11 protein-coding genes are annotated in these 12,031 nt (G+C 65.2%); 4 read left to right on the forward strand and 7 right to left on the reverse strand.

Annotation, left to right across the window (positions count from 1 at the left end; all coding sequences use genetic code 11):
- Positions 1 to 56 precede the first annotated feature (56 nt).
- Positions 57 to 632, forward strand: coding sequence for a helix-turn-helix transcriptional regulator (locus AYB31_RS04490; protein WP_068826195.1), 576 nt, complete (start codon positions 57 to 59; stop codon positions 630 to 632).
- Here AYB31_RS04490 and AYB31_RS04495 read toward each other — a convergent pair.
- From AYB31_RS04495 to AYB31_RS04525, 7 genes are all read right to left on the reverse strand, one after another.
- Positions 629 to 1,567: a class I SAM-dependent methyltransferase gene (locus AYB31_RS04495; protein ID WP_068826198.1), complete on the reverse strand. Its 939-nt coding sequence runs from the start codon at positions 1,565 to 1,567 to the stop codon at positions 629 to 631. The two genes, AYB31_RS04490 and AYB31_RS04495, sit on opposite strands and share 4 nt — an antisense overlap.
- 269 nt (positions 1,568 to 1,836) lie before the next feature.
- A complete protein-coding gene (gene putP, locus AYB31_RS04500; RefSeq protein WP_068826199.1) occupies positions 1,837 to 3,327 on the reverse strand; it encodes a sodium/proline symporter PutP in 1,491 nt (496 codons plus the stop codon).
- Between the two features lie 412 nt (positions 3,328 to 3,739).
- Entirely contained in the window at positions 3,740 to 4,159 is a 420-nt protein-coding gene (locus tag AYB31_RS04505) for a group I truncated hemoglobin (RefSeq protein WP_068826201.1), read from the reverse strand.
- A gap of 2 nt (positions 4,160 to 4,161) precedes the next feature.
- Positions 4,162 to 5,016, reverse strand: coding sequence for a DUF3034 family protein (locus AYB31_RS04510; protein WP_068826203.1), 855 nt, complete (start codon positions 5,014 to 5,016; stop codon positions 4,162 to 4,164).
- 2 nt (positions 5,017 to 5,018) lie between these two features.
- On the reverse strand, positions 5,019 to 7,370 hold the full coding sequence (locus tag AYB31_RS04515) for a putative bifunctional diguanylate cyclase/phosphodiesterase (protein WP_068826205.1): 2,352 nt from the start codon (positions 7,368 to 7,370) through the stop codon (positions 5,019 to 5,021).
- The gene (locus AYB31_RS04520; protein ID WP_068826207.1) at positions 7,354 to 8,031 is read right to left on the reverse strand and encodes a methylamine utilization protein; all 678 of its coding nucleotides are present in this window, start codon (positions 8,029 to 8,031) and stop codon (positions 7,354 to 7,356) included. The genes AYB31_RS04515 and AYB31_RS04520 overlap by 17 nt, the downstream gene beginning before the upstream one ends.
- A 134-nt stretch (positions 8,032 to 8,165) precedes the next feature.
- Entirely contained in the window at positions 8,166 to 8,858 is a 693-nt protein-coding gene (locus AYB31_RS04525) for an NUDIX hydrolase (protein WP_068826209.1), read from the reverse strand.
- Between the two features lie 98 nt (positions 8,859 to 8,956).
- On the opposite strand from AYB31_RS04525, the gene AYB31_RS04530 reads away from it, so the two are divergent.
- From AYB31_RS04530 to nadE, 3 genes are read left to right on the forward strand one after another with little or no spacing between them, the layout of a single operon-like run.
- Positions 8,957 to 9,643: a nicotinamidase gene (locus tag AYB31_RS04530; protein WP_442961791.1), complete on the forward strand. Its 687-nt coding sequence runs from the start codon at positions 8,957 to 8,959 to the stop codon at positions 9,641 to 9,643.
- Between the two features lies 1 nt (position 9,644).
- A complete protein-coding gene (gene pncB / locus AYB31_RS04535) occupies positions 9,645 to 10,838 on the forward strand; it encodes a nicotinate phosphoribosyltransferase (RefSeq protein WP_068826213.1) in 1,194 nt (397 codons plus the stop codon).
- Between the two features lie 10 nt (positions 10,839 to 10,848).
- Positions 10,849 to 11,676 (forward strand): ammonia-dependent NAD(+) synthetase, encoded by an 828-nt coding sequence (nadE, locus tag AYB31_RS04540; RefSeq protein ID WP_068826215.1) that lies wholly within the window; start codon positions 10,849 to 10,851, stop codon positions 11,674 to 11,676.
- Positions 11,677 to 12,031 lie beyond the last annotated feature (355 nt).

Raw genomic sequence — 12,031 nt, forward strand, 5'->3', positions numbered from 1 at the left:
GGACTGCTGTACGGCTCAAGGCGCACGCTCGGTAGCACTCGATAAGGAGAGCCGCCATGAACGCCTCGGCCATTTCGGCTAACGCCACGCTAGACACCCAAACCTACCACCTGATCGTCAGCCTTCAGGATGCCTTGCTGTCCGCGGACAGCATCGAGCGCGACCCGATAACCCAAGCTGGTCGTCAGCTCTGCGAGCACCTGCTGCAACGCTACCGGCAACCTCTGGCTGGCGCAGAACGCCTGTCGCTGGCGCCCTGGCAGGAGCGCAAGGCCAAGGAAATCCTCGCGTGCTGTCTCAACACACGCCTGTTCATCGCCGACGTTGCCCGACAATGTGCGATGTCACGCAGTCATTTCTCCAGGGCGTTCAAGAAAGCTACCGGCATGTCGCCGCAGGAATGGGCACAGGACCTGCGGGTGCGCCGAGCCCAGGAACTGCTACGTGACAGCAAACTGCCCATCGCATCGATCAGCCTGGAATGTGGCTTCGCTGATCAGTCGCACTTCAGCCGCACCTTCAGCCGGCTGGTCGGGAGCACACCGAAACGCTGGCGGCAGTTGCACGCGGTTTCAACCACATGCGCCCAGGTTATCCCCAGGGATATGTCTGCAGGGATAATGGCGGGCTAGCCAGCGGCAAATACCAGCGCCTTGAGCCCGGCATCCGGATCGATATCGGCGAATTCCGGCGGATTCGGCAGGCGCTCGACGAAACGCAAGCCAGGTGCCTCGCGGGCCATTTCCTCGATGAGAAAAGCCGGGCCAATGGCCGGGTCGTTGATGCAGGCCAGTACCGTGCCCTGCTCGCTGAGCAGTTCCGGCAAGCGACGCAGCACCTTGGCGTAATCCTGGGTCAGCACGAAGCTGCCCTTCTGGAAACTCGGTGGGTCGATGATCACCAGATCGTAGGGCCCGCCGCGCTTGACCCGGCCCCAGGATTTGAACAGCTCATGACCGAGAAACTCCACGCGGCTCAGGTCGTGGTCGTTGAGACGGTGGTTGTCGCGGCCGCGGCTCAGCGCGGCACGGGCCATGTCCAGGTTGACCACATGCGTGGCGCCACCGGCGATGGCGGCAACGGAGAAGCCGCAGGTGTAGGCGAACAGGTTGAGCACCCGCTTGCCGGCCGCCTGCTCACGCACCCAGTCGCGGCCCAGACGCATGTCGAGAAACAGGCCGCTGTTCTGCTTACGGCCGAAATCCAGCTGGTAACGCAGCCCACTCTCGACTATCTGCCCGGAGTCGATAGGCTCGCCGACCAGGTACTCGGTGGCGCTGTCAGGCCGGTAGCGGTGCTGCAGCAGCAGGTGTTTGCCGCCACTGGCGCGCCAGGCCGGTGACTCGGCCAGTGCCCGCAGCAGGGCGTGCAACGCGACCAGCTGCGGTGCCGGCGGTTCGCGAAACAGGCTGACCAGCAGCACGTCCTGCAACCAGTCCGCGGTGATCTGCTCCAGCCCCGGCCACTGCCGGCCACGGCCGTGGAACAGGCGTCGTGCTTCGGCGGGCGGTATGCTTAGGGCAGCGGTCAGGTGGTGCTGGAGCTGTTCGAGGGCGGCGGTATGCATGCAGGTACGGAGACAGGAGAGGAAGGCACGGCATTCTAGGGCATATCACGGCCCTGGGCGCTGCCGACACGGCGCAGCGGCGGGAGCAGAACCCGTGTATTCACGGAGAGAGCCAAAGGGTCCAGGCAAAAAAACGGCCCATCGCCGGGAGGACGTGGGCCGCAAATGCACTAAAGGTCGTGGGTGATGCCCCGCTGCCACCGGATGAGGGAATGGCAACAGCGGGGCCGAACGCCTGGCGGGACGACCGGCCCGCCAGGCGTGGGGTTTCAGATATGTGCGTCCTGGTATTCCTGCTCGGCTTCGTCGAAACGCTTGTTCATCGCGCTGGACGGGCCATTGCCGATACGGCTGAACACCAGAATGGCCAGGGTCGCCAGGATGAAGCCCGGGATGATTTCGTACAGGCCCATGCCGATCCAGTTCTTCCACACCACCACGGTCACGGCACCGACGATCATGCCGGCCAGGGCGCCGTTGCGGGTCATGCCCTTCCACAGCACGGAGAGGATCACCACCGGACCGAAGGCGGCACCGAAGCCAGCCCAGGCGTAGGACACCAGGCCCAGTACGCGATTGTTCGGATCGGCAGCCAGGGCAATGGCAACCAGCGCTACCAGCAGCACCATGGCGCGACCGACCCAGACCAGTTCGATCTGCGAAGCGCCCTTGCGCAGGAAGGCCTTGTAGAAGTCTTCGGTCAGGGCGCTGGAGCACACCAGCAACTGGCAGCTGAGGGTGGACATCACCGCGGCCAGGATGGCGGACAGCAGGACACCGGCGATCCAGGGGTTGAACAGGATCTTCGACAGTTCGATGAACACACGCTCCGGGTTCTCGCCAACCGGGCCGGCCAGGTCAGGATGCGCGGAGAAGTAGGCGATGCCGAAGAAGCCGACGGCCACGGCACCGGCCAGGGTGACGATCATCCAGGTCATGGAGATGCGACGGGCGGCCGGAATGGATTTAACCGAATCGGCAGCCATGAAGCGCGCCAGGATGTGCGGCTGGCCAAAGTAGCCCAGGCCCCAGGCCATCAGCGAGATGACACCGATGAAAGTGGCACCCTTGAGCATGTCGAAGTGGCTCGGGTCGACGGCCTCGATGGCGGTCATGGCCGGATCGAAACCGCCGGTGCCGATCAGCACGAATACCGGGGTGAGGATCAGGGCGAAGAGCATCAGGGTGGCCTGCACGGTGTCGGTCCAGCTCACTGCCAGGAAGCCACCGATGAAGGTGTAGGCGATGGTCGCTGCCGCACCAGCCCACAGGGCAGTGCCGTAGCTCAGGCCGAAGGTGCTCTCGAACAGGCGGGCACCGGCCACCACGCCCGAGGCGCAGTAGATGGTGAAGAACACCAGGATCACCAGTGCCGAGAAGATGCGCAGGATGCGGCTGTTGTCCTCGAAACGGTTGGTGAAGTAATCAGGCAGGGTCAGGGCGTTGCCGTTGTGCTCGGTCTGCACGCGCAGACGGCCGGCGACGAACAGCCAGTTGAGGTAGGCACCCACCACCAGACCGATGGCAATCCAGCTCTCGGAGATACCGGAAACGAAGATGGCGCCCGGCAGGCCCATCAGCAGCCAGCCGCTCATGTCGGAGGCACCGGCAGACAGCGCGGTAACGAAGCTACCGAGGCTGCGGCCACCGAGGATGTAGTCGGACAGGTTCTTGGTACGCAGGTAGGCGATAAGGCCGATCAGCACCATCGCGGCGATATACACCACGAAGGTAATCAGCATGGGGGTACTGGCTGTCATGGGAGGATGCCCTCTCGTTTGTTGTTATGCGCCACAGGGGTACCTGCGACTGGGTTGGCAAACTCGCCCGCTCGTGGCGGACGCTGGAAGGCCCCGGCCGTTCGACCGAGGCTATGAAGACTGACGCCCGCTGCCGGCGCCACATCACGCCGCTCCAGTCCGGGAACGACAACGGGGTGCCAAGCACCGCTCCAGGCCGAGCCGAGGATCAGCCCAGGATTACCGCCAGCCATGCGCTGACTCTTTCTGTTTAGCCCAGCAGGGATTCGGCGCAAACGCAATGCGCCGGCAGCCTGCACCGAGCGGATGCAGGACTCTAGTGACAGAGGCATGAAGGCTTCTTGCGAAAAGCTCCGGAGTTTTTGCAGAAAACTCCGGAGCGGGGAACTTTCCCGTGAACGCCCAGAGGCGATCAGCGCTCGATAATCTGCTCGCGCATCGGCGCCAGGCGCGCCAGCAGGCGGTTCTGCTGGCGCACGGGCACACCCTCGGCGTCCATGGCGTCGATCAGGTCTTCGACCAGAGCGTTGAAGTCACTGCGGGTCAGGTGCTGGCCCTTGTGGCTCTCTTCCATGCTGTCACCGGTGTACTCGCACGGCCCGCCCGCTTCGACGCAGATTTGCTCGACCAGTTTGTCGCGCAGGCGCTCCATGTCGATGTCCTCGAAGTGCCGGGCAATGCGCGGGTTGCGCACGGCATTGAGCAAAGTGCCCTCGACGATGCGGGTGATACCGGCGCGCTCGCCCAGCCCCCGATACAGGCTGTCATCCTGCGGCGGCTGGCTGGTGCAGGCGCTGAGCAGAAGCAGCAAGGCAGGCAACAGATGGCGCATGCTCAGAAGCTCCCCTGGATGGACAGGTAGGCGCCGTCCTGGTTATCCAGCCCGGCGATCTCGCCCAGGCGGGCGTAGGCCAGAACCACGGCCAGGTGCTTGTTGGGGAAGTAGCCGAGGAACACATCGGCCCAGTCGCTCTCGCCGGCGAAGTTCAGGTTGTCCGGTTTCTCGCGATATTCCACGCCCAGCGCCCAGCGCGGGTTGAACAGCACGGCGACGGAGCCTTCCTTGAGCACCGAATGCCGGTCTCGTCGGTCGCCGCCGAAGCCGAGCAGGCCCTGCTCATTGGCCCGACTGTAGCGCAGGTTGCCGTTGAACAGCAGGTTGTAGCCGAAGGCGCCGCCGAGAATCAGGCGACTGGCGGCCAGGTAGGCTTCCGTGTCCTCGTCGCGCTCGGCGCCCACCAGGCTCGGCACCCGGAAGTCCTTCTGCCGTTTGTGTTCGATACCCAGCGACACCTGGGGCAGGCGGTCGTAGATCAGGTCGCCGAACAGGCGCAGCTTGAGACCGAAGATATCCTGACTGAGGCTGTTGTCCGGCAGGTTCAGGTCACGCGCCAGGGTGCCCAGATCGAAGCGCTGGCGGGCGTAGGACAGCTCGATGCGGTTGTCGTAGGAGAATGCCGCGCCACCCACATCGAGACGGTAATCGCCGGTTTCGACGCGGGTGAGAAAAGCCGTGGCGCCCCACTCGCCCTGCTCGCCATAGCCGGACAGCACGGCCCAGGGCACGATGCCGCCACCGGCAGCGCCGTCGATGCTGGTCGCGCCGCCCGTGGCCAGCAGGCGGCCTTGGTCGGCAGCGGCCAGGCCGGGCAGCAGCGCGAGAAGAGCAAGGCACAGACGTTTGCGCATGGTCAGGGAACCTTTGCCAGATGGGAGCCTTGCCACTGCTGCAGCCAATGCTCGAAGGCGTTTGCCGGCAGCGGCTTGCCAATCAGATAGCCCTGGGCGATGTCGCAGCCCCAGGCCGTCAACAGTTCGAGGGTGGCACGCTGCTCGATGCCCTCGGCGACCACCCGCAGCCCGAGGGCATGACTCATTTCGATGGTCGAGCGCACGATCACCGCGTCCTCGCTGTGCGCATCCAGTTCACGGATGAAGGCCTGGTCGATCTTCAGCTCCTGCACCGGCATGCGCTTGAGCTGGGCCAACGAGGAATAACCGGTGCCGAAGTCGTCCACCGACAGGGGCAAGCCGCGCTGGCGCAAGCGCTGCAGCACCTCCAGGGCCAGCGCCGGGTCCTGCATCACCGCGCTCTCGGTGATTTCCAGCACCAGCTGCTCGGCGGGCACCTCGTGGGCCTCCAGCAATGTCGCGATGCGCTCGTCCAGATCCAGGCTGACCAGATCCTCGGCGGAGATATTCAGCGACACCTGCAACTTCAGGCCGCGCTGGTTCCATAGGTGCAGCTGGCGCAGCGCCTCCTCGATCACCCAGGCGGTGAGCAGCTGGATGCTGCCGGTGCGCTCGGCCAGGGGGATGAACTCGCCCGGCGAGACCATGCCGTACTGCGGGTGATTCCAGCGCAGCAAAGCTTCGGCCCCATGCGCCTGGCGGCTGCGCATGTCCAGCTTGGGCTGGTAGTAGAGCAGCAGCTCGCCATTGGCGGCCGCATGGCGCAAGTCGCGCACCAGGTTGACCTGGCGCAGATGGGCGTCGTCGCGGCCCTGCTGGTACAGCTGCAGGCGCCCGGGCTGCTGGGCGGCGTCCTGCATGGTGATGGCCGCGCGCCGCAGCAGTTCGTCGGGGTGATTGCCATGGGCCGGAAAGGCGACGATGCCGATGCTGCAATCGAGCACCAGGTCCAGCGTACCGACTCGCATCGGCGCCAGCAGCAGCTGATGCAGGCGGTCGGCGGCGGCGATGGCGGCGTCGCTATCGCAGTTCTCCAGCATCATCAGCATCTCGTCGGCGACCAGGCGGGCCAGGCTGTCGCCGGGGCGCAGCGTGGCCTGCAGGCGGCGGCTGAGCTGTTGCAGGGCCAGATCGAGCCCATCGGCGCCGCAACTCTCGAGAATGCTGCGGAAGTTGCCCACGCCGATGTACAGCAGCGCCGTCGGCCGCTTAGCGCTGATCGCGCTGCCCAGGCGTTCCAGCGCCAGGGTGCGATTGGGCAGGCCGGTGAGCCCGTCGTGCAGTGCATTGTGGGCCAGTTGCCGCTCGCGCTCGGCGATACCCTGCTGCATGGCATTGACTGCCTTGGCCAGGCTGCCCAGCTCATCCTTGCGCTGCAGCTCGACCTGGGTCGCATAGTCGCCCTGACCGATGCGCCCCGCCACCCGCGCCAGCTCACGCACCGGCTGCGCCAGGCTGCGCGCCAGCAGCAACGCGCCCAACAGTGACGCAAAGAACGCCGCCAGGGCGATCAGCAGAATGTCGCGATCGAGCGGCGCGAAGGCCTCCTCCGCCTGATCCAGGGATTTGTGCAGCAAGGCCAGCACCTGGAAGTCACTGCCGCTGGCCAGAGTCAGCCATTCGCCCAGGTAGCGCTGGCCCGCGGCTTCCAGCATGCGGCTGCCAGTACCACCCTGGCGCTGCGCCAGGATTTCCTCGCGCAGGCGCGCATGCAGGGCCGGCGGCAAGGTACTGACCCAGCCATCGGCCTTGCCATGCTCGATGGAGACCAGGGTCAGCTCCAGGTGGGTCAGCTCGCGCAACTCCTGAGCGAAGGCCTCGTCGATGCGAAAACCCATGACCACCCGCGCAATCGGTAGCGGAGCACTGACGGAAGCCTCCACCAGCAGATAGACCTCGCCGGCCAGTGGCAGCAGAAATACCTGAGCGCCACGCTGGGCCTGCTCGCGTACCTGGCCAGAGAGGCGCGCCACCGCCGCCGCGCCGATGCTCTGATCGGTGCTGGCCTGCAGGCTGCCATCGAGCGCCAGCAGCAGCACCAGGCTGGCATTGATGCGCGCCCCGTGGTTGGCCAGGGCCGAGCGAATGGTGTCGCGGTCGCGGCTGGCCACGGCGTCCTTGAAGCCGAAATCGGCGGCCAATACCTGCACCGCATCGCTGAGCTGGCGACCACGCACCTCGACCAGTTGCTCGAACACCCGGCCACCGACCCCCAGCTCTTCGCGTAGCTGGTTCTGCACGGCGACGCCGGTAGCGCCCTTTACCGCGAAATACAGGGCACCCACTACCACCAGCAGCAGCAGGATCAGAACCCCGGCGATGCGTGTCTGAAAACTATGGGTAAACGTCACTGGCGGCTTTCCTGATGGCCTCGCCAAATGCGCTGGGAGCGGGCTGGGTCGGCAGGGCCTGGGCGGCATCCCCCACCAGTTGTAGCGGATATTGGCGAGCGAGCCCCTGTTCCGGCACCTGCAGGCTGCCCGCTGCCACCGGCAGCATATCGGCGACTTGCGGGTGCCATAGGCTGACCTGGTAGGTGCCGGCTGGCAGCTCCAGGCGCACATGGCCCCGCTCGTCGCTCACGGCAAACCAGGGGTCGTCGGTGACGTAGACGTAGCCCAGCATCCAGTCATGGATGTTGCAGCCGAGCACCACCAGCCCCGGTTTGTCGAACAGCACCGGCTCGCTGGGCGTGCCCTGGTACAGGCGCAGCTCGAAACGCTTGGCCGGCGAGAAGGAATAGACGTGGTGGCGAATGTTGTCGCTGTTGGGGAACTTCACCGAGGTGCCGGTGCGCACCGCGAGCACACGTGGCAGGAATTGCTTGTTGCGCTGGTCCATCACGCCTTGCGCGGCGGCCGGCGCAGGCCCGGCGCCACGCAGGCTGAACACGGCATTTTCCAGCGGCTGGCCCTGGCCATCACGCAGATCGATATCGAGGGTTGCGGCTCCGGCAGACACACTGCCGAGGCCGCCCAGAACCAAAACCAGGGCAAGACGATGAAGCTTCATGGCATGGACTTCCGCAGTACTGCAAGGCGAACTGCAAGCTGGTGGCGCCTTCCTGGCAGATTTATTCGACTCCCCGCAGATTAGCTGAGTGACGGGTTAAGTTCACGCGCGAATTGGCCAGCAAAACGCCAGCATCATGACAAGACGCTACGGTCGAATATGAACCCGCCCGCACCCTGCGGCCGGTGCTCCAGCAGATTCTGCGGGCGCCCCATCTTCGGTTGGTTCTTCGCGCCGGTGTCCAGCACCCAGCCGTGCTGCTTCATCTTCTCCAGACGCCCGCGCAGGGTGGTGTGCTGCACGGCCTGGCCGAGGCTGGCCTGGAAGGCCGCCAGCGCCTCGGTGACGGTGAAGCGCGGCGCCAGCAGGTACAGCGGCAGCGAGGTGTACACCGCCTTGCTGGCCAGGCGTTCGGCGGCCTGAACCACCAGATGGGCATGGTCGAAGGGTAGCGCCAGGCGCCCGTCCAGTACCTCGGCCAGGGCGACGAAGCGCAGGTCGTCGCCCTGCAGCTCGGTGTCCGGCGCCAGCAGGGCCAGGTAGAAGGTCGACAACGACCAGCCACGCGGGTCGCGCGCCATATTGCCGACGGTAGCCACCTGTTCCAGATGCTGCGGAGCGATACGCGCCTTGTCGTGCAGCGCGCGCTCGGCGGCGGCATCCAGGCTGGCATCGACACAGCGACCGTTGACCAACACACCTGGCAGCGCCCACTGCTCGGCGAACGGCGCCTGAGCGCGGCGGATCAGCAGCAGTTGCAGCACGCCCTCCTCGCTCAGGCGCAGCGCCACGATGTCCACCCCGGCCAGCACTTCGGCAGCACTCATGCCCTCTCCTTGCAGTTACAGACTTATTTCATCTTGACGAATAACTCACAGAGTTTCACCCCTGGCGGAGAAAAACACTTGCAAACTTATTCCATCAGATGAAATATGTAACCACCGTCACGGCAACGAGGAATGCCAAGATGAAAATCGCCAGCTTCGACATCGATGCGCAAAAGGGCTTTACCCCCCTGTGCCCGGACGAGCTGCCGGTACCTGGCGGCGATACCATCGCCCCTGCCCTCAATCAGCTGGCCGAGCGCGCCAGCCTGCGCCTGGGCAGCAAGGACGCACACAGCCCGCGGGCCGCCTGGGTGGCACCGAGCCACGCCGAGATGCTGCAGCCGCTGCCGCTGGCCAACGCCGACCTCTCCTGGGTCAGCCACTGCGTGCCGGGCACTCCCGGCTTCGAGCTGCTCGACGAGCTGCCGGCGCCGCTGGACTACGACTACTTCGTGTGGAAAGGCGTGGAGCCGGACCTGCACCCCTACGGCGCCTGCTACCACGACCTGGCCGAGAAGCGCAGCACGGGCGCCATCGAATTTCTCCTGCAAAATGGCGTGCAGCGCGTGCTGGTCGGCGGCCTGGCCCTCGATTACTGCGTCAAGACCACCGCCCTGCAGCTGCGCCGCGCCGGTTTTGCGGTCGACGTATTGCTGCCGGCCTGCCGCGCCATTGCCGAGAACACCGCAAACGCCGCCTGCACCGAGATGCGCGCCGCCGGCATCGCCCTGCACGCCAGCCTGGATGAGCTGGATGCCGCATTGAACATGGATGGAGACAACTGAGATGAGCGAAAGCGTATTCGCCGACCGCATCGTGCAGAACCTGCTCGATACCGACTTCTACAAGCTGACCATGATGCAGGCGGTGCTGCACAACTACCCCAATGCCGAGGTGGAGTGGGAGTTTCGCTGCCGCAACAGCGAGGACCTGACGCCCTACCTGGCCGAGATCCGCTACCAGATCGAGCGTCTGGCAGAGCTGGAGGCCACTGCCGATCAACTGGCCTTCCTCGAACGCATTCCGTTCATGAAGTCCGACTTCATCCGCTTCCTCGGCCTGTTCCGTTTCAACCCACGGCACGTGCACACCGCCATCGAGGATGGCCAGCTGTGCATTCGCCTGCGTGGCCCCTGGCTGCATGTGATCCTCTACGAGATCCCGCTGCTGGCCATCATCAGCGAAGTGCGCAACCGCTATCGCTACCGCGAAGTCGTGCTGGAACAGGCCAGCGAGCGCCTGTACCAGAAACTCGACTGGCTCAAGAGCGAAGCCTCGGCCACCGAGCTGGCCGGCTTCCAGGTGGCCGACTTCGGCACCCGCCGGCGCTTCTCCTACCGGGTACAGGAGGAAATGGTGCGCATCATGAAGCGCGACTTCCCCGGTCGTTTCGCCGGCACCAGCAACGTACACCTGGCCCGCGAGCTGGAACTGCGCCCCATCGGCACCATGGCTCACGAATGGCTGATGGCCCACCAGCAGCTCGGCCCACGGCTGATCGACAGCCAGAGTGCGGCACTGGACTGCTGGGTACGCGAGTACCGTGGCCAGCTCGGCATCGCCCTGACCGACTGCATCACCATGGATGCCTTCCTCGCCGATTTCGATCTGTACTTCGCCAAGCTGTTCGATGGCCTGCGCCACGACTCCGGCGACCCGCTGGTATGGGCCGAGAAAGCCATCGCCCACTACGAACAGCTCGGCATCGACCCCGCCAGCAAGACCCTGGTGTTCTCCGACGGCCTGGATTTCGCAAGGTCGCTGCAGCTCTACCGTGCACTGCACGAGCGGATCAACGTAAGCTTCGGCATCGGCACCAAGCTGACCTGCGACATCCCCGGGGTCGAACCCATGAACATCGTCATCAAGATGACGGCCTGCAACGGTCAGCCGGTGGCCAAGATTTCCGATGCACCGGGCAAGACCCAGTGCCGCGACGAGAATTTCGTCAGCTACCTGAAACATGTTTTTCGCGTATGAGGACTCCGACATGAGCAACCGCCAAGCTGAAATCGCCGCCGCGCTGGACGTGGTGCCCCCTTTCGCCGACGAAGCCGCCCTGATCGCGCAGATCGACAAGCGCAAGGCCTTCATCAAGAACACGCTGCAGAATTCCGGGCTGAAAGTGCTGGTACTGGGCATCAGCGGCGGCGTCGACTCGCTGACCGCCGGGCGCCTGGCCCAGCTCTCGGTCGAGGAACTGCGCGCCGAAACCGGCGATGACGCCTACCGTTTCATCGCCGTGCGCCTGCCGCACAACAGCCAGCACGACGAGCACGATGCCCAGGACTCGCTGAAATTCATCCGCGCCGACGAGGAGGACACCGTCAATATCGCCGGCAGCGTCAGCGGCCTCGGCGAGCAGGTCACCCACCTGCAGAAGCTGACCGATGCCCGCCGCGACTTCGTGGTCGGCAATATCAAGGCGCGCATCCGCATGGTCGCCCAGTTCGCCATTGCCAACGCCAACAACGGCCTGGTGATCGGCACCGACCACGCCGCCGAGGCGGTGATGGGCTTCTTCACCAAGTTCGGCGACGGCGCCTGCGACCTGGCCCCGCTGTCCGGTCTGGTCAAGGGCCAAGTGCGCGCCATCGCCAAACACCTGGGCGCGCCGCAGCACCTGGTGCTGAAGACGCCGACCGCAGACCTGGAAGAGCTGCGCCCCGGCAAGCCGGACGAGGAAGCCCATGGCGTCAGCTACGCCGAGATCGACGCCTTCCTGCACGGCGAGGCGGTCAGCGAGGCGGCCTACGCGACCATAGTGCGCACCTACGACAACACCCGCCACAAGCGTGAGCTGCCGCTGGTGCCGTAACGGCTCAATGCCCTGCAGGGCTGGGCGGCGGCTGATCGGGAAGAGTCGGTTCACCCGGCTCTTCGGGCACCTCCGGGGTGTCAGGGTCGGGTTGATGGGGAATACCGCCGCCATGAACCGCAAGATGCGGCCCGACCACGGGCCATAACGAAGCCATGATGCAATCCTCCGTGTCGAACACATAAGGGTAGAGCCCGTCACGCAGGAAGAATCCACATCGGCGAATTTCCGGCCGCAAGAGGCATATCGGCTGAATCCGGGGAAACAGACATGACAGAGGGCCGCAGCGCAGTCGGGTGGAGCCGGCTACGCTGACTGGCGTGGCCCATCTAGTGAGTGGGGCTGCTCCCAGCAG

The sequence above is a fragment of the Pseudomonas sp. BMS12 genome (assembly GCF_001592875.1).
GTDB lineage: Bacteria > Pseudomonadota > Gammaproteobacteria > Pseudomonadales > Pseudomonadaceae > Aquipseudomonas.

Bases quoted from the DNA above. Each gene is read 5' to 3' on its own strand.
- AYB31_RS04490 (WP_068826195.1), top strand. From the start codon at position 57: ATGAACGCCTCGGCCATTTCGGCTAACGCCACGCTAGACACCCAAACC.
- AYB31_RS04495 (WP_068826198.1), bottom strand. From the start codon at position 1,567: ATGCATACCGCCGCCCTCGAACAGCTCCAGCACCACCTGACCGCTGCC.
- putP (WP_068826199.1), bottom strand. From the start codon at position 3,327: ATGACAGCCAGTACCCCCATGCTGATTACCTTCGTGGTGTATATCGCC.
- AYB31_RS04505 (WP_068826201.1), bottom strand. From the start codon at position 4,159: ATGCGCCATCTGTTGCCTGCCTTGCTGCTTCTGCTCAGCGCCTGCACC.
- AYB31_RS04510 (WP_068826203.1), bottom strand. From the start codon at position 5,016: ATGCGCAAACGTCTGTGCCTTGCTCTTCTCGCGCTGCTGCCCGGCCTG.
- AYB31_RS04520 (WP_068826207.1), bottom strand. From the start codon at position 8,031: ATGAAGCTTCATCGTCTTGCCCTGGTTTTGGTTCTGGGCGGCCTCGGC.
- AYB31_RS04525 (WP_068826209.1), bottom strand. From the start codon at position 8,858: ATGAGTGCTGCCGAAGTGCTGGCCGGGGTGGACATCGTGGCGCTGCGC.
- AYB31_RS04530 (WP_442961791.1), top strand. From the start codon at position 8,957: ATGAAATATGTAACCACCGTCACGGCAACGAGGAATGCCAAGATGAAA.
- pncB (WP_068826213.1), top strand. From the start codon at position 9,645: ATGAGCGAAAGCGTATTCGCCGACCGCATCGTGCAGAACCTGCTCGAT.
- nadE (WP_068826215.1), top strand. From the start codon at position 10,849: ATGAGCAACCGCCAAGCTGAAATCGCCGCCGCGCTGGACGTGGTGCCC.